17 protein-coding genes and 1 riboswitch are annotated in these 20,744 nt (G+C 43.1%); of the genes, 12 read left to right on the top strand and 5 right to left on the bottom strand.

What is annotated here, in order from left to right; all coding sequences use genetic code 11:
- Positions 1-355 precede the first annotated feature (355 nt).
- Positions 356-910, bottom strand: coding sequence for a 1,6-anhydro-N-acetylmuramyl-L-alanine amidase AmpD (ampD, locus tag DK428_RS07130; protein WP_109089988.1), 555 nt, complete (start codon positions 908-910; stop codon positions 356-358).
- Positions 911-1,034: 124 nt separating this feature from the next.
- On the opposite strand from ampD, the gene DK428_RS07125 reads away from it, so the two are divergent.
- From DK428_RS07125 to DK428_RS07070, 12 genes are all read left to right on the top strand, one after another.
- Positions 1,035-1,484 carry a pilin gene (locus DK428_RS07125; RefSeq protein ID WP_005701262.1) on the top strand — a complete coding sequence of 150 codons (450 nt, stop codon included), beginning with the start codon at positions 1,035-1,037 and terminating at the stop codon, positions 1,482-1,484.
- A 24-nt stretch (positions 1,485-1,508) separates the two neighbouring features.
- Positions 1,509-2,918, top strand: a complete 1,410-nt coding sequence (locus tag DK428_RS07120) for a GspE/PulE family protein (protein WP_109063414.1) — start codon at positions 1,509-1,511, stop codon at positions 2,916-2,918.
- Complete coding sequence (locus tag DK428_RS07115) at positions 2,911-4,149, top strand: type II secretion system F family protein (RefSeq protein ID WP_109063413.1); 1,239 nt, start codon at positions 2,911-2,913, stop codon at positions 4,147-4,149. Before DK428_RS07120 ends, DK428_RS07115 begins: the two co-directional genes overlap by 8 nt.
- Positions 4,146-4,838 (top strand): prepilin peptidase, encoded by a 693-nt coding sequence (locus tag DK428_RS07110; RefSeq protein WP_109063412.1) that lies wholly within the window; start codon positions 4,146-4,148, stop codon positions 4,836-4,838. The genes DK428_RS07115 and DK428_RS07110 overlap by 4 nt, the downstream gene beginning before the upstream one ends.
- A 52-nt stretch (positions 4,839-4,890) precedes the next feature.
- Entirely contained in the window at positions 4,891-5,511 is a 621-nt protein-coding gene (gene coaE, locus DK428_RS07105; RefSeq protein WP_109063411.1) for a dephospho-CoA kinase, read from the top strand.
- On the top strand, positions 5,504-5,716 hold the full coding sequence (gene yacG / locus DK428_RS07100; RefSeq protein ID WP_005701268.1) for a DNA gyrase inhibitor YacG: 213 nt from the start codon (positions 5,504-5,506) through the stop codon (positions 5,714-5,716). Before coaE ends, yacG begins: the two co-directional genes overlap by 8 nt.
- On the top strand, positions 5,716-5,982 hold the full coding sequence (locus tag DK428_RS07095; RefSeq protein ID WP_005704566.1) for a GNAT family N-acetyltransferase: 267 nt from the start codon (positions 5,716-5,718) through the stop codon (positions 5,980-5,982). Before yacG ends, DK428_RS07095 begins: the two co-directional genes overlap by 1 nt.
- A 147-nt stretch (positions 5,983-6,129) precedes the next feature.
- Positions 6,130-6,246, top strand: a riboswitch (glycine riboswitch).
- 103 nt (positions 6,247-6,349) lie between these two features.
- Entirely contained in the window at positions 6,350-7,723 is a 1,374-nt protein-coding gene (locus DK428_RS07090) for an alanine/glycine:cation symporter family protein (protein ID WP_109063410.1), read from the top strand.
- Between the two features lie 226 nt (positions 7,724-7,949).
- Positions 7,950-8,273: a ribosome-associated translation inhibitor RaiA gene (gene raiA / locus DK428_RS07085; RefSeq protein WP_109063409.1), complete on the top strand. Its 324-nt coding sequence runs from the start codon at positions 7,950-7,952 to the stop codon at positions 8,271-8,273.
- Between the two features lie 341 nt (positions 8,274-8,614).
- Positions 8,615-10,864 (top strand): nitric-oxide reductase large subunit, encoded by a 2,250-nt coding sequence (locus DK428_RS07080; RefSeq protein WP_109063408.1) that lies wholly within the window; start codon positions 8,615-8,617, stop codon positions 10,862-10,864.
- A gap of 187 nt (positions 10,865-11,051) precedes the next feature.
- Positions 11,052-11,615 (top strand): DUF5358 domain-containing protein, encoded by a 564-nt coding sequence (locus DK428_RS07075; RefSeq protein WP_005701275.1) that lies wholly within the window; start codon positions 11,052-11,054, stop codon positions 11,613-11,615.
- Between the two features lie 147 nt (positions 11,616-11,762).
- Positions 11,763-13,427 carry a bifunctional metallophosphatase/5'-nucleotidase gene (locus tag DK428_RS07070; protein WP_109063407.1) on the top strand — a complete coding sequence of 555 codons (1,665 nt, stop codon included), beginning with the start codon at positions 11,763-11,765 and terminating at the stop codon, positions 13,425-13,427.
- A 91-nt stretch (positions 13,428-13,518) separates the two neighbouring features.
- Here the strand turns inward: DK428_RS07070 and psiE are convergent, their stop codons facing one another.
- From psiE to purL, 4 genes are all read right to left on the bottom strand, one after another.
- The gene (psiE, locus tag DK428_RS07065; protein ID WP_050692447.1) at positions 13,519-13,938 is read right to left on the bottom strand and encodes a phosphate-starvation-inducible protein PsiE; all 420 of its coding nucleotides are present in this window, start codon (positions 13,936-13,938) and stop codon (positions 13,519-13,521) included.
- Between the two features lie 114 nt (positions 13,939-14,052).
- Positions 14,053-14,604: an REP-associated tyrosine transposase gene (locus DK428_RS07060; protein ID WP_109063406.1), complete on the bottom strand. Its 552-nt coding sequence runs from the start codon at positions 14,602-14,604 to the stop codon at positions 14,053-14,055.
- Between the two features lie 294 nt (positions 14,605-14,898).
- Positions 14,899-16,746, bottom strand: a complete 1,848-nt coding sequence (locus DK428_RS07055) for an NACHT domain-containing protein (RefSeq protein ID WP_157952197.1) — start codon at positions 16,744-16,746, stop codon at positions 14,899-14,901.
- 46 nt (positions 16,747-16,792) lie between these two features.
- On the bottom strand, positions 16,793-20,686 hold the full coding sequence (purL, locus tag DK428_RS07050; RefSeq protein WP_109063404.1) for a phosphoribosylformylglycinamidine synthase: 3,894 nt from the start codon (positions 20,684-20,686) through the stop codon (positions 16,793-16,795).
- Positions 20,687-20,744 lie beyond the last annotated feature (58 nt).

Genomic DNA, 20,744 nt, shown 5'->3' with positions numbered 1-20,744 from the left:
TCTCATAGCAACACGATGAATGGCATGTTGTTTAAATTTCAAACACAAAAAATCACCTGATACACTTTATCCATTTTCTTCATATTTTTTGAACAAATCATGTTTAGCAAATAAACATCGTCATTTTCCATGATTTCATAAGGGATTATTTTTAACCGGTTTGTGAGTTATTCAGTATTTCTGTGGATAAAATTGTGTTCTTGTTAAGGGATAACTCAAAATAAATTTGAGGCATTTATCCCTTGAAAAAAATTGATAAAAAATTTTCTTTATTGGTCATTGAGATGCTAAAAAACAAACGGCATTTTTAGGTAACCTACAAATGCCGTTTTATACTGTCTATTTATTATTCAATTTATAACTGACCTAAATATGTTGCCCAATCAAAATACTGACCGGGATCGATTTTCCGTCCCGGCGAGACATCACAATGTCCGACAATACGTTCTTTGGTAATTAACGGATAAGCCCGCATAATCTCTTGTGTTAAACGCTGTAAAGACGCGTATTGTTGTGTCGTAAACGGCTGTTCATTGCTCCCTTCCAATTCAATACCGATGGCAAAATCATTACATTTCTCCCGTCCCTCAAAACAGGAAACGCCCGCGTGCCAAGCACGATCATTAAAATTCACATACTGGGTTACCTCGCCTGCCCGATTAATCAAACAATGCGCAGACACCCGAAGTGTACTGATCTCGGCAAAATAAGGATGACGATTGGGATCCAATTTGCCTTGAAAAAAATCATCAATGTAACTGCCGCCAAACTGCTCCGGCGGAAGGCTGATGTAATGAATAATCAATAAAGAAATATCTTGCGGATTGGGACGTGCATCAAAATGGGGGGAAACCACTTTACGCGTATTGGTCAACCAACCCTTATCAATTTTTAATGTTTTTTTCATCATGAGAATTTTATTTTTGCGATCAGGATCCCACAAAAGTGCGGTGAAATTTCACTGCGTTTTCTTTGCGCACCAAAATACCCCTGCCAAATTTTGTGCATTTTATTTTTTAACAAAGGTATTTTTTATGAAAATTCAGTCAGCATTTCTTTCTGTGAAATCCGTTAAAAAAGGATTTACATTAATTGAATTAATGATCGTGATTGCGATTGTCGCCATTTTGGCTACTGTCGCGATTCCATCTTACCAAAATTACACCAAAAAAGCGGCAGTTTCCGAATTGTTACAAGCCTCTGCTCCACTTCGTTCCGAAGTCGAACTGTGCATTTACAATACGGGTAGTGTTGAGAACTGCACCGGCGGAAAAAATGGCATTCAAGCCGATGTCGCCGACGCTACCGCAAAATATGTGAAATCAACCGCAGTGAAAGGCGGCATCATTACCGTGGTCGGAAAAGGTAGCTTGGATAAAGTGTCTTACACACTAACCGCGGCAGGTTCTGCAACTGCCGGCGTCACATGGACAGCCTCTTGCGGCACTAACGCCGACATCTTTCCGGCCGGCTTCTGTTCATAACTGCCGATAAAGGACGGTGATTTGATGCAACATTCGATGGAACAACCTTATTCTATCTGTAGCAAACAGGGCGACATATTTATGATTACGCCCGAGTTATGGCAACAAAACCAACAGCAACAAACCGTCCTTTTGCGTTATTTGGCGCTGCCATTAAAAGAAGAACCACAAAAATTATGGCTGGGATTGGATTCCTTAACCAACCTTGCCGCTTGTGAAGCGTTTTCCTTTTTAACGGGGAAAAATATCGAGCCGGTACTTATTGAAAGTGCCGTGTTAAAAACGGCACTGCAAGATTTGGCGCCACATCGAGAAAAACTCGATGAAAATCAACCGCTCTTTTATTCCGTCACGCCTCAGGAGCAACAAGAACAATCCTCGGATGAGCCGACGATTCAATTGCTTAACCAAATTTTTGAAAACGCCACAACAAAAAAAGCCTCCGATATTCATTTAGAACCGCAAGCGGATTTTTTACAAGTCCGTTTTCGTATTGACGGCGTATTACAAGTGCAAAACACCATTGCGCAGACACTCGCCAATCGACTGATTTCCCGTCTGAAATTACTGGCTAAATTAGACATCAGCGAAACCCGCCTGCCGCAAGACGGACGATTTCAGTTTAAAACGACGTTTTCCGATATTTTGGATTTTCGCTTATCCACACTCGCTACGCATTTTGGTGAAAAAGCCGTATTGCGTTTACAACAGAACCGCCCCGTGCAACTGGCTTTTAGCGAACTGGGCATGACGGAACAACAGCAACAAACATTTCGTCATGCGCTCAGCCAACCGCAAGGGTTAATTTTAGTCACCGGCCCCACGGGAAGCGGTAAAAGTATTTCTTTATATACGGCATTACAATGGCTCAATACCCCCGACAAGCATATTATGACGGCAGAAGATCCCATTGAAATTCAATTGCCGGGCATTATACAAAGCCAAGCGAATCCTCAAATCGGCTTGGATTTCAGTCGTTTGTTACGCACTTTTTTGCGTCAAGACCCCGACATTATTATGCTGGGTGAAATTCGTGACGAAGAAAGTGCCGCTATGGCCTTACGGGCGGCACAAACCGGGCATCTGGTATTATCGACGTTACACACCAATGACGCTGCCTCAGCCATCTCACGCCTGCAACAACTTGGCATTCAACAACACGAAATCGACAGCAGTTTATTATTGGTTATCGCCCAACGTTTGGTGCGTAAACGATGCCAAAAGTGCGGTGAAAATTCCACGCGTTTTTGCGATTGTCATCAAGGCTACAAAGGTCGAATCGGTGTTTATCAATTCCTTCAGCCTGATGTGTCACAAAACCAAGGTTATCAATTGGATTTTCAGAATTTATATGCCAGCGCCTTAGAAAAAGTGAAGTCGCAAGTGACGGATTTAGCAGAAGTGCAACGGGTATTGGGGCAACCGAATGCGTAAACTGAAATTATTTAACTGGCACGGTGTTAACCGTTTACAGCAAAAGCAGAAAGGCACTATCGTGGCGGAAAGCGCCGTGATAGCACAACAACAGCTGATGTCACGCGGTTTACAACACATTAAACTGCAACAAAATTGGCAATTAAACAGCAAACCTAAAAACGCGGAAGTCTGTGCGTTGCTTTCTCAGTTGGCGACCTTATTACAAGCGGCGGTTCCGTTAAAAAATAGTCTGCAAATTTTGTTACAACATTGCACCAATATTGCGCTAAACAGTTGGTTGCGCCAACTTTTAAAGGATATTGAAAGCGGTTTAGCCTTTTCCCAAGCCTTAGAAAAACAAAACGTAGAAAAACAAAATCAATATTTGACCTATCAAGATCGCCAATTAATTAAAGTCGGTGAAATGACGGGCAAGTTACCCACCGTGTGCCATGAAATCGCGCAACACAAACAGCAGGCATTGGCGTTGCAACGCAAGATTCGAAAAATTCTGCTTTACCCAGTGTTGGTACTTGGCATATCGCTGATTTTAACCGCACTTTTACTGCTGTTTATCGTGCCGCAATTCGCCGCGATGTATGACAATAGCAGCGCGCAACTCCCGACTTTCACACAGGTGCTACTCACACTGTCGCAAGGATTACAGGATTATTGGCTGCATCTGTTGATTTGTATGGCATTGACTACCCTATTTATTCGCGTCCGCCTAAAGCACTCCCCTTGGTTTAATCGGCAAAAAATTCGATTAATCAATGCCATGCCGGTACTGAATCGCATCGTGCAACTTTCCCGTTTGGTGGGATTTAGCCGCAGTTTATTTTTAATGTTACAGGCAGGCGTGCCGCTGAATCAGGCTTTGCAGTCGTTTTTACTGCAAAATCCAAGTTGGCAAAGATCGCCAAACGTGCAAGGCGATTGGCTGTTAATCGAAGAAGTGCAATCCATTTTACACTGGCTACAACAAGGTTATGCCTTCTCCGCCAGTGTGAGCGGTCATATTTTTCCGTTGGCGGCACAACAAATGCTACAGGTGGGCGAACAAAGTGGTCAGCTCCCTAAAATGTTGCAATTTATTGCCAACGACCATCAACAACAATTGGACTATCAGATCGATCTGTTGTCACAAATGCTGGAGCCGCTATTGATGGTCATTATCGGTGGGCTTATCGGCTTAATTATGCTCGGAATGTATTTGCCGATTTTCAATATGGGCGCGTTAGTGCAATGATAGGCATAGCATTTGTATTCGCAGGCTGGCTTATAGGGCGCGTGATTTATGGCTATGTGCATCGCTTCGCTTTCCGTTTAAGCCAAGAAATTCATGCCGCCTACATTGAAATTTACCCAGAAAACCCACCGCACTTTGCGCCGAAGAAATCCATATTGACGCCCATGAAAACCAAGATTTCCCAACCTTATTACTGCCTCTTTTTCGCCTTGTTATTTGCCCTTTGTTATTGGCTAAATGAGAACATTCTAACGGCGATATGTTGGGCGTGTTTTTGTAGTTTATTATTCGCCATCTCGGTGGTGGATGGGTATTACCGCTTAATTTCGCCCGCCCTATGCCAAAACCTGTTTGCCCTCGGATTGGGGGCAGCCTATTGGCAAATTACGCCCCCCACACTGGAACAAAGCCTACAAAGTGCGGTCATTTTTTTCGCCGTTTTTTCTCTTATCTACTACGGCACCAAATGGTATTACAAACAAGAAGCCTTCGGGCGTGGCGATTGCTGGCTCGCCTTGGGATTAGGCGCGTTTTTCTCTTATGAGCAATTACCCGCCTTTTTATTACTTGCCTGCCTTTCGGGCTTGGTTTATGCGCTTTACGGCAAGCTAAACAAACGCCACTTAACGGCCATTCCTTTCGGCCCGTTTCTTTCATTGTCCGGCGTACTGTGTCGGTTGCTTAATTGAAGCCATGGCCTTATGATCTACACATTCTCAATAGGCTTTTCAGGAAATCAACATGACTTATGTGGTAGGTCTCACAGGGGGAATCGGTAGCGGCAAAAGTACCATCGCCAAATTATTCGCCGAACTTGGTGTACCGGTTATTGACGCCGATATCGTGGCGCGTCAAGTGGTAGAAAAAGGCTCGCCTTTGTTACAACAAATCGTTGCACACTTTGGCACGGAAATGCTGTTAGAAAACGGCGAACTCAATCGTGCCGCCTTGCGGGAAAAGGTGTTTAATCACGAAACCGAAAAGCAATGGCTGAATCAATTATTACACCCCGCCATTCGCACCGAAATGCTTAACCAACTGGCACAACAACGTGCGCCTTATTGCATTTTTATGGTACCTCTATTAATAGAAAATAAACTGACCGCACTTTGCCAACGGGTGTTGGTAGTGGATGTGAGCGAACAAACCCAACTGACGCGGGCAAGTCAACGCGATAACAATCAATTGGCGTTAATCAAAAATATCATGCAATCGCAAGTCAGCCGCTCGGAACGCCTACAACATGCCGATGATGTCATCAATAACGATGCAGATTTAAGCGAAAGCCTGCCGCAGTTAAAGCAAAAAGTGTTAGACTTGCACCATCATTATTTACAACTTGCGGAGAAATTTAATGACTGACGAAACCTTTAGCGTGCCTTGCCCGATTTGTCATAAACAGGTTGAATGGTCGGAACAAAGCCTCTACCGGCCATTTTGCAGCAAACGCTGCCAGTTAATTGATTTGGGCGAATGGGCGGCGGAAGAAAAAGCGATTCCTTGTGATACCGCCGATTTTGCCGAAAACGGTTTATTAAATGAAGACAGCGATTGGGTGAAACACTAATGCAAATTCAACATGAAGAAAATCACGCGCAAGGCGCTTTTTTTATTTTAGATGATCAACAACAACGCGTTGCGGAGTTAACCTATTATTTTATCGATGAAAAAACGATTAATGCCAATCATACTTATGTGTCCGAAACCTTGCGCGGACAAGGTGTGGCGGATAAGTTATATCAAGCGTTGGTCGCTTTTATTCAAGAAAATCAACTGAAATTAGTGCCAAGCTGCAGTTATATTGCAAAAAAATGGCAGCGGGATAACCCGTGAGATTGAGATTTTGACATTATCTTGCTAAAATCCACCGCACTTTATGTGCAAACATAAATTGTTCGGATGAAGGTAGCTGGAGAGCGGGGAATTGACCCCACGCCGACGAGGTAAAATCTTTCAGGCGCGATGGCAGGGACTGTTACTGGACGAACCCTTGGAGAGATCCGTGTGCAACATTTAGCACTCACGGACGCCGAAGGCGCAAAGAAGCCATAAAAAAAGGCTTTTCAAACGCTCAGGCAAAAGGACAGGGGCAGGAGATTTTGGTTGGCATAACTCAATTTTATTGGGTTATTTTCTTTATTATCTATCCGCAAAATTCTTTTCGCCTCCTTGTAATCAGGTTATTTACGAGGAACCTCAAATGTCATTAGAAGACGTTTTATCTGCAATAAACACATTCGTGTGGGGCCCGCCCCTACTTATTTTATTATCCGGCACGGGATTATATTTAACGCTACGGCTGGGTTTCATTCAAATCACACAGTTACCGCGCTCATTGCGTTATTTATTCAAGCGAGATTCCGGTCTTCAGCAAAAAGGGGATGTGTCCTCTTTCGCCGCCTTGTGTACGGCCCTCGCCGCCACTATTGGTACGGGGAATATCGTGGGGGTTGCCACAGCCGTGCAGGCCGGTGGTCCGGGCGCCATTTTCTGGATGTGGTTGGTCGCATTACTCGGCATGGCAACCAAATATGCGGAATGTTTACTGGCGGTGAAATATCGCGTGCGTGACAAAAACGGCTTTATGGCGGGCGGTCCGATGTATTACATCGAACGCGGTCTCGGCTTAGGCTGGTTAGCCAAATTATTTGCCATCTTCGGCGTATTGGTGGCTTTTTTCGGCATCGGTACCTTCCCGCAAGTGAATGCGATTACTCACGCTATGAACGACACATTCAACGTACCGATAGAAATGACAGCTGCCATCATTACCTTGCTTGTCGGGTTAATCATTCTTGGCGGTGTGAAGCGCATTGCGTTAGTGTCATCTTATATCGTACCCTTTATGGCGGTATTTTATGTGGCGACATCCCTCATCATCATTTTATTAAATTTAGATAAAATTCCGACCGCACTTGGCCTGATTTTACACAGCGCCTTTAACCCTCAGGCCGCGTTGGGCGGTGCACTAGGTTTCACGGTAATGAAAGCCATTCAGTCAGGCGTGGCGCGGGGGATTTTCTCCAATGAATCCGGCTTGGGAAGCGCGCCGATCGCCGCTGCTGCCGCGCAAACTAAAGAGCCGGTACGTCAAGGGCTAATTTCTATGACAGGGACGTTCCTTGATACCATCATCGTCTGCACCATGACGGGAATCGTATTAGTGCTTACCGGCGCATGGCAGGCACCGGGCATGGAAGGCGCCGCGGTGACGAACTATGCTTTCTCGCAAGGTTTGGGTTCATCTATCGGTGCGACCATTGTCACCGTCGGCCTATTATTCTTCGCCTTTACCACGATTCTAGGATGGTGTTATTACGGTGAACGCTGTTTCGTGTATTTGGTCGGCATCAAAGGCATTAAGTTCTATCGTATAGCATTTATCATTTTAGTCGGCTTTGGTTCATTCATTCACTTAAACTTAATTTGGGTTTTGGCGGACATTGTGAACGGCCTAATGGCGATTCCTAACTTAATCGCATTAATCGGCCTGAGAAAAGTCATTATTGAAGAAACCAAGGACTATTTTACCCGCTTGAGCATCGACAAGTCGGATCGTGATGAAATGGCTTAATTGCATGAAAGATAAAGTGGATATTCAATGCAATATCCGCTTTATCATAACAATTTTCCTCTGTAAAAAAAGTTTCTTTTTTCAATTTTCAGACCTGGATCATGTTTTTTAACTTTTCTCATCAAACCACTGAAAAACCTCTTGAAAAATCATATCAACATAACTATGTTGTAGCTAAGGATTTCAACCGGGTCGCTCGACCCATTCACAATAAGAGGTAAATGCTATGACATTAAATATCACCAGCAAACAAATGGATATCACCCCTGCAATTCGTGCTCACGTTGAAGATCGCCTTGCCAAATTAGAGAAATGGCAAACCCAATTAATTAATCCCCACTTTATTTTAAATAAAACGCCGAAAGGTTTTTCCGTGGAAGTCTCTATCGGCACGCCAAACGGCAATTTGCTTGCCAGTGCAGAATCGGAAGATATGTATAAAGCCATTAACGATGTGGAAGAAAAACTGGAAAGACAACTCAACAAACTACAACATAAAAGCGAATCCCGCCGTGCAAATGAACGCTTAAAAGACTCATTTAAAGACTAAAAAAACCTAGCAAAATTTCGGCAACCGCCAAAATACTAAAACAAATGACCGCACTTTTCTAAGTGCGGTCATTTGTTTTAGATCAAAAAGCCGTCAGTTATTTTGAATTAACCACTATTCGGTAATACGCTTAGATTACAAATCCGATATAATTACTCAGGTATTTTTACTGCAATATGTAAAACCTACTTTATGCCACTTTGCATATTTTACTTTTATTACTTCTGTGGGAATAATCTCTTCATGTTAGCTAACATATCTCATTGTTCCTATTCTAGTTATGCAATGCGCGCATAAATTCCGTAATACCCTAATCTATTCAATAATCTAGGAGTGCTCAAATGGGACAGTACAAAAAGTTCTGGTACCTATTAGTCGCCGTATTAATAGGGGCGTTCTCTATTCTCGGCTACTATGGCTTTGAAATCTATCGTGAAGCTCCGCCGATTCCGAAACAATATGTGACGGAAAAAGGCGAACCGGTTATCACACATGACAATATTTTACACGGTCAAACCGCTTGGCAAACTACCGGTGGTATGCAGTTAGGTTCCGTTTGGGGCCATGGTGCATATCAAGCACCGGACTGGACCGCCGACTGGTTACACCGCGAATTAATCAACTGGTTAGACATTGTTGCAAATCAAGAATACGGCAAAAACTTCGCCGATTTAAATGATGACCAACAAACCATCCTAAAAAACCGTTTAACCAAAGAATACCGCGGCAGTAAAGTTGATGAAAACGGCACCGTAGTGCTTTCCGCCAACCGTTTAGCGGCAATCGATAAAACAGCACAATATTATATTTCTTTATATGGTGATGATCCGGCGAGCAAAGCAACGCGTGAACACTTCGCCATGAAAGACAATACTTTGCCGAGCTTAGAAGCCCGTCAAGATTTAGCAAAATTCTTCTTCTGGACAGCATGGACTGCCTCCGCAGAGCGTCCGAATACCCACGCTACTTACACTAACAACTGGCCGCATGAGCCATTAATCAATAACGTGCCGACACCGGAAAACGTCATGTGGTCTATCGCCAGTATCGTCTTCCTTATTGCCGGTATCGGTTTCGTGGTGTGGATTTGGTCATTTAAACGTCGTGAAGATGAAAAAGACCCGATTTCCCCGGAAGTTGACCCGCTAACTAAATTGCAATTAACGCCATCACAAAAAGCCTTGGGTAAATATTTGTTTACCGTACTTGCGCTTTTCTTCGTACAAGTGAACTTAGGTGCCGTTGTGGCACACTACACGGTTGAAGGTCAGGAATTCTATGGTTTGGATATTTCCCAATATCTTCCATATTCTTTAGTACGTACCTGGCACATTCAAGCTGCGTTATTCTGGATCGCCATGGCATTCTTGGCCGGCGGTTTATTCCTTGCACCGATTATTAACGGCGGTAAAGATCCGAAATACCAAAAACTTGGCGTAGATGTTCTCTTCTGGGCGTTAGTCGTCTTGGTGGTTGGCTCCTTCACCGGTAGCTACTTGGCCATCGCGCATATCATCCCTGAAGAATGGAGCTTCTTGTTCGGTCACCAAGGTTATGAATTCATCGACTTAGGTCGTTTCTGGCAAGCTGTGAAATTCGCCGGTATCTTGTTCTGGTTGGTATTAATGCTACGCGGCACCGTGAATGCATTCAAACAACCGGGCGACAAAAACTTACTTGCCTTGTTCTTTGCCTCCGTTATCGCCATCGGCTTATTCTATGGTCCGGCGTTATTCTACGGCGAACACACACACTTATCCGTGATGGAATACTGGCGTTGGTGGGTAGTTCACCTTTGGGTAGAAGGCTTCTTTGAAGTATTCTCCGTAGCGGCACTGTCCTTCATCTTTGTAAGTTTAGGTTTAGTTTCCCGTCGCACAGCGACTGTGGCAACCATCACCGAAGCGGCATTGTTCTTAATCGGCGGTATTCCGGGAACCTTCCACCACTTATACTTCGCCGGCGCGACAACCCCAATTATTGCTGTGGGCGCCTCCTTCTCCGCGCTTGAAGTTGTGCCATTAGTTTTACTTGGTCACGAAGCCTGGGAACACTGGGAAATGAAACAAAAAGCCCCATGGATGGATCGCTTAAAATGGCCTATCTACTGCTTCGTTGCCGTTGCCTTCTGGAATATGTTGGGTGCGGGTGTGTTTGGTTTCTTAATCAACCCACCAATCTCCCTCTACTACATCCAAGGTTTAAACACCACCGCAGTACACGCCCACGCGGCATTGTTCGGGGTATATGGTTTCTTGGCATTAGGTTTCGTATTCTTAATCGCACGTTACTTGCGTCCAAACACACCATTCAACGACAAATTGATGAAATGGGGCTTCTGGTTGCTTAACGGCGGTTTGATCTTAATGATCGTCTCCAGCCTATTACCAATCGGTATCATTCAAGGTTACGCAAGTATCTCTGAAGGCTTATGGTATGCCCGTAGTGAAGAATTCATGCAACAACCGTTATTCGACACCTTACGTTGGGTGCGTTTAGTCGGTGACGTCGTATTCATCTTTGGTGCACTTGCATTCTTCTTGCAAATTTTCACCATGGTTTTCTTCAAACCAAAACACGCTGCCAATTAAGCTAAATTAAGCTAAATTGAGCAAAACAACAAAGCTGCCGATTTTAATCGGCAGCTTTTTATGTTGAAAAAAACGCACAAAAAAATCACCGCACTTTTTGCTCTCTCAAACAAATTATTTATAAATCGTCGGCTTATTGCTAGAATAAGCGCCAATTTTTTCGTTATGAATGACCAAAGGTTTAACAATGTTGAAAAAAATTATTTTATCCGGTGCCGTGTTGTTGATGGCGGGTTGCTCTCTTTTCGGCACGAAACAATCGCCGATTCCGGCAGAATACGCTCAAGCGGATTACTTATTATCTGATGCAGATGCACAGCGTTGGGTTTTCGCCAGTAAACAGGCGGAGCAATGTATCTACCCGAACTTAACCCGTATTTTGCAGCAACACTTCCCGAAAGAAGATGCTTATATTCATTCTCAATACATTTTCTTCTATCCGTTGGAAAACATCATCGGTGAGAAATATGTGAAAATTATCCAAGAGGATGAAAAATCCATGAGTTACGCCACTTATCAGTATAAAAAATTCAAACAGGACAAAGTGGAAGACATGGATAAAGCCCAATGTGATATTTTAAGAAAAAATGCCTTGGACGACCTTGAAGTGGTAAAAGGTCAATATAGAAATGGCATGATTGAGGTGCAGAAAAACCCGGATGGCACGATAAAAAGCACTGACGGCGTGGCCACCAATCAAAATAAATTCTTCTTCGACATCATCAAATGGGGTTCCGCATTACTACTCTAATGCCAAGCCAAATCTCAAATCAAACGCACTTAATTCATTTATTAAGTGCGTTTTTTCTTTCTGCACAAATATCCTGCTGAATCCATATTGCTTGTGTCACACAAACCGATATCATTCGCCGAACATTTATCACAAAAAGGAAACCTCATGAAAAAAATCATTTGTTCATTATTTGCTCTTTCTGCGCTTAGCACGGCTGTCGCGCAAGAAGTGAATATTAAAATCTTAGGCACTTCCGATGTACATGGTCGCATTGTGCCTTGGAGTTACGGCGCGGACGTGGAAGATCGTTCCGGTTCTTACGCCCAAATCGCTACCTATGTTAACGACGTACGCAAAAACAATAAAAACGTGGTATTAGTTGATGTGGGTGACGCCATTCAAGACAACCAAGTAGATGTCTTCGCGAAAGATGAAAAATATTACAAAGACCACCCGGTAGCAAAAGTCTTAAACGCTATGAACTACGATATTTTCGTGTTAGGTAATCACGAATTTAACTTCGGTATGACCGCGTTAGATGAAATCTTAAAAGATATCAAAGCGCAAAAATTAACGGCTAACTTCTACTACGCCAAAGATGGTAAACGCTACATCGAGCCAACCACCATTATTGAAAAAGACGGTGTGAAACTTGGCATTATCGGCCTCACTACGCCAATGTCCGCCAAATTTGAGGAAGACACCGGCAACTTAAAAGACATGAAATTCACTTCACCAAGTGAAGAAGCTAAAGCCCAAGTCGCCGCGTTAAAAGCCAAAGGGGTAGATGTCATTATCGCCGTGAGCCATATGGGTATCGACAATGAAAACAACATTCCGGACACCGGTATGCGTGATGTGATTAACGCCGTGGACGGCATTGATGTGGTCATCGCCGGTCATATGCATAAAAACGTACCGAGCGAAACCATCAAAGATACCTTAATCACTGAGCCACACCGTTACGGCACTGTAGTTTCCGAGGTGGATTTAACGTTTGATATCAACGATAAAAAAGAAGTGAAATTGCTGAAAAAAGAAGCCGAAACCGTACCGGTTAAAGATTTGGCTTCCGACGAAAAAATCGTGGAAATCTACAAACCATATCACGAAAAATTACGTGAATTAAATAACGTAGTGATCGGCCAAGCGGAAAATGAAATGGTGCCACAAGGCAAAAAACATGGCGTAGCCATTGCCTTTGCTAAAGACACCGGTCTGTCTTCTTTCATCCACGATGTGGAACGTCATTACAGCAATGCCGACGTTGTGTCTTTCTCTTTTGACCACCAGAACGCCCGCATGGATAAAGGCGACATCAAGAAAAAAGACATCATCTTTAACTATCGCTATGCCGGCGGTGATGTGACCGTTTATGAAATGACGGGCAAACAACTCAAACAATACATGGAATGGTCAGCGGATTATTTCGATACCGTTCAAGCGGGCGACACCGATTATCGCTATAACGCAGAGCGCAAAAAATCCAAATATGTCACCTACGATCTATTCGGCGGCGTGAAATACAAAATTGATTTACGCAAACCAAGCGGACAAAAAATCGTGGATTTAACCTTAGCCAATGGTAAACCGATCACCGATGACATGAAATTGAAAGTAGGTATGAACTCCTACCGCTTCAACCAACTTCACGGCAAAGGCGGCATCTTTGAAGGGCAAGACATTCCTGTGGTGTGGGAATCTAAAGTGGCGATGGGACGCGAAAAAGGCACCATCCAAAACATGATGATAGACTACATCACCAACGTGAAAAAAGGCAAAATCCAAGGCCTTTCCCACAATAACTGGGAAATTATCGGCTTAGAATAAGATAGCCTAAACCGAAAGAAAAATACCGATGGCAAAAACCATCGGTATTTTTATATGTGAAAAACGTCGCTAAAAACGACCGCACTTTTTGCTAAATATTCCGTAATTTATTGGAATACAACACCAAGCACAGCGCAATCACCATAATCAAAATTGCCCCGGCGAACAAAATCGTATCTACCGAGCTCTCATGGTTCACGATAATCAAACGCAACATCGCGGTAATCCCCGCATAAATAAAATAGCGTAACGGGAAGTGATAACCACTTTTAAAATATTGCACGATTAAACCGATAAACCCGAAATACAGGAAAAACATTACCGCCTGCTCGGCAACATCATAAGGCACCACAGATGACGTGTTCAGCACCATCATCGCCAACGAATATGTCACCTTTACTAACGCAATAATCAACACCGCTGCCAAGGCAATCAACGCTGTGCTTAGCACGATTTTCAATACTCCCGTTACCACTCGTGGCAACTTTTCCAACTCTTGAGATTCTTCCATTCTTCGTTCCTAATATAATGAAATTAATGCAAAAAAGGAGCGTATTCTAATGCAAGTTTTGGGATGGGTAAATAGGCACAGCCTGGAAAAACGTTTGGATTTTTGACCGCACTTTTAGCTAAGAACATCAATGTCTAAAACAGGATCAACCACCTGCCAATAGTTTTTCGCACTGCTATATTTCCAATCCTGCGGCTCAGACACAAACCCGCTCACCACCGGATTTTGATGAATATAGTCTAGCTTTTCGTCAAAAAATTTATCGGAATGAATTTCGATAGGTTGGTTGTGGTGTTGCCAGAATTGGTATTGCTTTACATAACTATACTTTTTCGCCGCTCGCCGGAACATCCATAGTAGCCATTCTTTGCGGCTTTCTTGAGGATTTTCTGCAATTTGTTTCAGCAGTGCTTTAGAGGTAAATGTTTTTAAATCTCGAATGACATCAGAAGGATTTTTCTCTTCTATCTGAAATAATAAATGTACATGACTTGGCATAATACAGTAACCATAGATCTTCATCCCCTTATTTTCACGACAATAATTCAATGCACTAATCATCGCTTCAAAGTAACAATCACGAACAAAGACATCAATCCAATATACGGTTGCAAAGCTAATAAAATAAACGCCATTCTTATCATTAAATTTATACTTTCTGCTCATCTTCCGACCTTCTAAAACTCTCCGATAAGCAAAATAGTATACATGACTAAATTCACTCTAAATTTAACTCAGATTTTTGAAGAAGATCGCAAAAAATAAATTACTGAAGCAAAAAATCAAAAAGCTATTGAGTTATGATGACATTATGATGGAATTACAATTAGATTACGATGGCATCACAGATGGAACTACGATGGCATTACAGATGGAACTACGATGGCGCAAGCGTCCACGCTTGTGCCTGTAACTAAAATGAAAAAAGCACAAGCGTGGACGCTTGCGCTATCATGGGGGCTATCTTTGAGCTAATAACTCACTAATATCACGATTAGAATTAGTATTTTTTTCATCTATAAAGGATGATATTTTTTCTAAAATAGATCTTGAATTAACAATAAGTTCTTCATATAAATAATTAATGAGATTCTTATACGCAATATCTGATAATTTATTGCATAACTCTTTTAATGTTCCTAAGAATTCAATTTTATCATCTAATATATCACAACCGTCAAAAATATCATTAACCTCATTACTAGTTAGTATTAACATAGAATTTATCAAATAATGAACCTCCCTTTTAGAAAAGGATATTTCCTCATAATAGAAATCCCATATTTTTTTATTAAAACCACTATTATCATATCCATCCTCTGTAGATTTGCAGTTATACATAAGATAATATTTACCAGGCTCAGAACTACTTTCTTTTATAAAAACGATATTAATAATCCTTTCAATTTTATTCTTCTTATCTTCATACTCATTAATATTTACAGATAATAAATCTCTAATCTTTTCCTTTATCCAGTAATTTTCAACCAAATAAGGATTCATATCATATAATATATTAATTATCTTATTTTCGTTTGCCATAGCAACCTGATTAAAAATAGCATATCTATAATCACTATTATTATAGTTCAGAAGGTATAAGGCACAAAAATACTCTTGAAATGACCTATGAGTGAATACAAAATCTAATCCATCTCGCTGAATTAAACATAAGTTATGCATTAAGTCTGATAAAAAATCCTCAGGCTTTATATTAATACCATAATGGTGTATGCTTTTCTCAATAATATCAATGATATTCCTTTCATTTAAGACTGATTCTTGCTTTACATGCGTATGTAAACAAAAATAAGAAAATATCTTAGAAAACTCACTAATATCTAATTTTGTTTTTGAATCTCTTTTGAATAAGCTTTTTAATGCATCATGTCTATGATATAAAGTTCTAAATGCGTGCTCATAAAAAAGATGTATTCTATTTGGAATTTCAGCATATTCCTCAAAAGTTAAAAACATCATTGTTAATAATAAAGGATTTATAACAAAACTTTCATGAAGATCATAAAAATCTGATCTTAATTTGGAAATAAACTTTTTCTTTATATCCTCATCATATTCTAATTTACTTATTAATTTTATAGCTAAATTTCTATTTAATCCTCCCATAGAAATCTCTATAAAATTATTCCATGACTTAAAAGAAATGTCTGGCCTGCTAGAAACTAATATTTTAAGATTCTTGTATTTATCAGATAGAAACAATATTTCTTTAGTATATTTCCCTCTCAAATTAAAGTTTAACTCATCAAAACCATCTAATATTAATATTAAGTTTCCTGCATTAATCATCCTTTCTAATACAGACTCCTTTAATTTTTTTGAATTATAAGAAATATTATTACAAATATATTCTATTAAACTTTGATCTGAAATATTCAAATCTCTTAACTCAATAAATATAGGATAAACACCATAGTTATTAGTCGCTATATTTAAGAATATACTTTTACAAAAAACTGACTTACCTAACCCAGCCCCACCTGAAATAATGACTTTTTTATTTTCTAAAATAACCTTAACTATACTAGTTTCTTTAATGTTATATTCACCTAATTTAACTGGTATAGGTATATAAAAATCAGATATTAATACAGGATTTTTATAAAGCAAAGTTTTCATTTTAGATAATGATTCGTATCTATTATCTAAATAATTTGATAACAACTCTTTTGCTGTATACTGGTTCCATTTGAGGCCTACATTATTCAGAATATCTTCTTTGAGAGACTCTGGAATTGAATTAATCACGGTTTTCCCAATAGTTACAACCGTTGTAGAATCTATCATATTACACCTATGCATATAATTAATCTAAAAGTAACCGTAAATTATATTACCCCAAAACCACCCTCGCATTCCTAAACACCCGCATCCAAGCGCCATCTTCTCCCCACTCTTCCGGATGCCATGAGTTGCTCACGGTGCGGAAAACACGTTCTGGGTGTGGCATCATGATGGCGACGCGGCCGTTGGTGTTGGAAAGGGCGGTGATGCCGAGGACGGAGCCATTCGGGTTCGCCGGATACACTTCTGTCGGGGTGAGGTTGTTGTCGATGTATTGCGCCACGATCAAGTTTTGTGCTTGAAGTGCGGTCAGATCTGCGGGTGTTTTGAATTCCACTCTGCCCTCGCCGTGGGAAACGGCAATTGGCATGTGGGAGCCTGCCATGCCTTGGAACCACAGGGAGTTGCTTTCGTTAATACGAACCAAGGCGGCACGGGCTTCGAAACGTTCGGATTTATTACGCACGAAACGTGGCCAGTTTTCCGTACCCGGGATGATTTCCGCCAAGGTGGAAAGCATTTGGCAGCCGTTACAAATGCCAAGTGCGAGCGTGTCTTCGCGTTCAAAGAATTGGCTGAATTGATCCCGTAAGTGCGGGTTAAATAAAATAGATTTCGCCCAACCGCCACCGGCGCCGAGCACGTCGCCGTAAGAGAAGCCGCCGCACGCCACCAAGGCATTGAAGTGTTGCAAATCATAACGACGATTATGCAAATCGCTCATGTGAACGTCGATAGCCTCAAAGCCAGCGCGGTCAAATGCCGCCGCCATTTCAACATGGCTGTTGACGCCTTGCTCACGCAATACCGCCACTTTCGGGCGTTTGCCGGTGGCGATATAAGGCGCGGCAATGTCTTCGCTTAGGTCGTAGGTTAAATGGGCGGAGAAGCCTTTGTCCTGCGGATTTTTCTTCGCCGCAAATTCTTGGTCGGCACATTCCGGGTTGTCCCGTAAACGTTGCATTTGATGGGTTAATTCCGCCCAAATACCGCGCAAGTCGGAGCGTTTTTCATTGAGTAACACTTTGTTGCCGCGGGTGATTTCGATTTCGTCGTCTTCGGTCACGGCGCCCAATTCTTTCACCAAATGCAACACATTGTGTTTGGCAAAGACATCGCGCACGAGACTCAAATCGCTGTCGCGCACTTGAATCACCGCCCCCAATTCTTCGTTAAATAACACGGCTAAATCGTTGTCGCCCAAGGCGCTGATATCGACGGCCACACCACAATGGCCGGCAAATGCCATTTCCGCCAAGGTGATGATTAAACCGCCGTCGGAACGGTCGTGGTATGCCAATAATTTTTCTTGTGCCACCAATTCCTGCATGGCGTTAAAGAAGTTTTTCAACGTGTCTGCGTTGACCACATCCGCCGGTTCATCGCCAAGTTGCGCATAAACCTGCGCTAACGCCGTAGCGCCCAAGCGATTGTTACCTTCGCCCAAATCCACCAACAACAAGCGGGATTGTCCTTTATCGGTGCGTAATTGTGGGGTAACGGTTTTGCGCACATCTTCCACGCGGGCAAAGGCGCTGATGATCAAAGAAAGTGGTGAAGTCACGCTTTTTTGCTCGCCATTTTCCTGCCAAGTGGTTTTCATGGACATAGAGTCTTTGCCCACCGGAATGGTTAAGCCTAATTGCGGGCAAAGCTCTTCGCCCACGGCTTTCACCGCTGAGTATAAGCCCGCGTCTTCGCCTTTGTGGCCTGCGGCGGACATCCAGTTGGCAGACAATTTAATGCGTTTAATGTCGCCGATGTTCGTGGCGGCAATGTTGGTTAAGGATTCAGCCACAGCTAAACGGGCTGAAGCCGCAAAGTCTAGCAATGCTACCGGCGTACGTTCGCCCATGGACATGGCTTCGCCGTAGTAGCTGTCTAATGTCGCCGTGGTCACCGCACAGTCTGCCACCGGTACTTGCCACGGGCCGACCATTTGGTCACGCGCCACCATACCGGTCACCGTGCGGTCACCGATGGTGATTAAGAAGGTTTTTTCTGCCACCGCAGGTAAACGAAGCACACGATGTAACGCCTCTTTTAATTGAATTTGGCTTTGTTCGAGCGGTTCGCCGTTCACGCTTGCCGTTTGCACGTCGCGGGTCATTTTCGGGGTTTTGCCAAGCAACACGCCCATCGGCAAATCAATCGGATTGTTGTTGAAATGCTCGTCATGTAAGGTTAAGTGTTCTTCTTCCGTGGCTTCGCCGATGACCGCATAAGGCGCGCGTTCACGACGGCAAAGTTCCTCAAAGTGCGGTAGTTTTTCCGGATGAATGGCAAGCACATAACGTTCTTGTGATTCGTTACACCAAATTTCCAACGGGCTCATTTCGCGCTCGTCGCTTAAGATTTTGCGGAGCTCAAATTTACCGCCACGGCCGCCGTCATGCACCAATTCCGGCATAGCGTTGGATAAACCGCCCGCGCCCACGTCGTGAATAAAGGCAATCGGGTTGTCATCGCCCAGCTGCCAGCAACGGTCGATCACTTCTTGGCAACGACGTTCCATTTCCGGGTTATCCCGTTGTACGGAGGCGAAATCCAAGTTTTCTTTGGATTTGCCGGACGCCATAGAAGACGCAGCACCACCGCCCAAGCCGATGTTCATGGCAGGGCCGCCAAGCACAACCAGTTTTGCGCCCACCGGAATGTCGCCTTTTTGCACGTGTTCGGCACGAATGTTGCCGATACCGCCCGCCAACATGATTGGTTTGTGGTACCCACGTACTTCTTCTCCGTTGAAGCTATTCACTTTTTGTTCGTAAGTGCGGAAATAGCCGAGCAATGCAGGGCGACCGAATTCGTTGTTAAACGCCGCGCCACCTAACGGGCCTTCCAACATAATATCTAAGGCGGAAGCAATACGATTCGGTTTAGAAAGCGGCGCTTCCCAAGGTTGCTCAAAGTTTGGAATGCATAAGTTGGACACAGAGAAGCCCACCAAACCCGCTTTTGGTTTGGCGCCACGACCGGTCGCGCCTTCGTCACGGATTTCCCCACCGGAGCCGGTTGCCGCGCCCGGGAACGGAGAAATGGCAGTCGGGTGGTTGTGGGTTTCCACTTTCATCAAAATGTGAGTGTCTTCATTGTGATAACGGTAAATGCCGTCTTGATCCGGGAAGAAACGTCCCGCTTTGGAACCTTCCATGACTGCCGCATTATCTTTATAAGCAGAAAGCACGAAATCAGGGGTTTTCTCAAAGGTATTTTTGATCATTTTGAACAGGGATTTATCCTGTTTTTTGCCGTCGATAATCCAGTCGGCATTGAAAATTTTGTGGCGGCAATGTTCCGAGTTGGCTTGCGCGAACATATAAAGCTCAATGTCGTGCGGGTTGCGTCCAAGTGCGGTGAAATTTTCCATCAAATAATCGATTTCATCTTCCGCCAATGCCAAGCCGAGTTCTACGTTGGCACTTTCTAAGGCACTGCGTCCGCCATTTAAAATATCCACGGTTTTGAACGGCTTCGGTTCTTGTTGACGGAACAACACTTCCGCCTCGTCTGCCTTGCGAACCACGGTTTCCATCATGCGGTCATGTAAAAGTGCGGTCAGTTTTTCCGTTGTTTTTTCATCTAACGGCTGTGTCAATTCAAAGTAATACGCCAAACCGCGCTCAATGCGTTCTACTTCGTTCAAGCAACAGTTGTGGGCAATGTCGGTGGCTTTAGACGACCAAGAGGAAATGGTACCGACACGCGGGATCACAATAAAACTTTCCCCTTTGGCTTCGTGTTCGGCAAGGGTCGGTCCGTAATGCAACAAGGCTTTCAGTTTCGCTTCCTGTTCAGCAGAAAGGGCGGCGTTTAATGCCACAAAATGCACATACTCCGCATACACGGATTTTACCGGTAATTGTTGCTGTTGGAATTTTTGCATTAAGCCATTGATACGGAATTCGGAAAGCGCCGGAGAGCCACGGAAAGTTTGGAACATGAGGATTACCTTTGAGGTTGAATTGAAACAAAAATTGCGGGCTATTATAAAGGAAATC

This window comes from Aggregatibacter kilianii, assembly GCF_003130255.1.
In the GTDB taxonomy this organism is placed as follows: Bacteria; Pseudomonadota; Gammaproteobacteria; order Enterobacterales; family Pasteurellaceae; genus Aggregatibacter; species Aggregatibacter kilianii.
The sequence above is the reverse complement of the archived record's forward strand: the minus strand, read 5'-3'. Positions and strand labels throughout refer to the sequence as shown.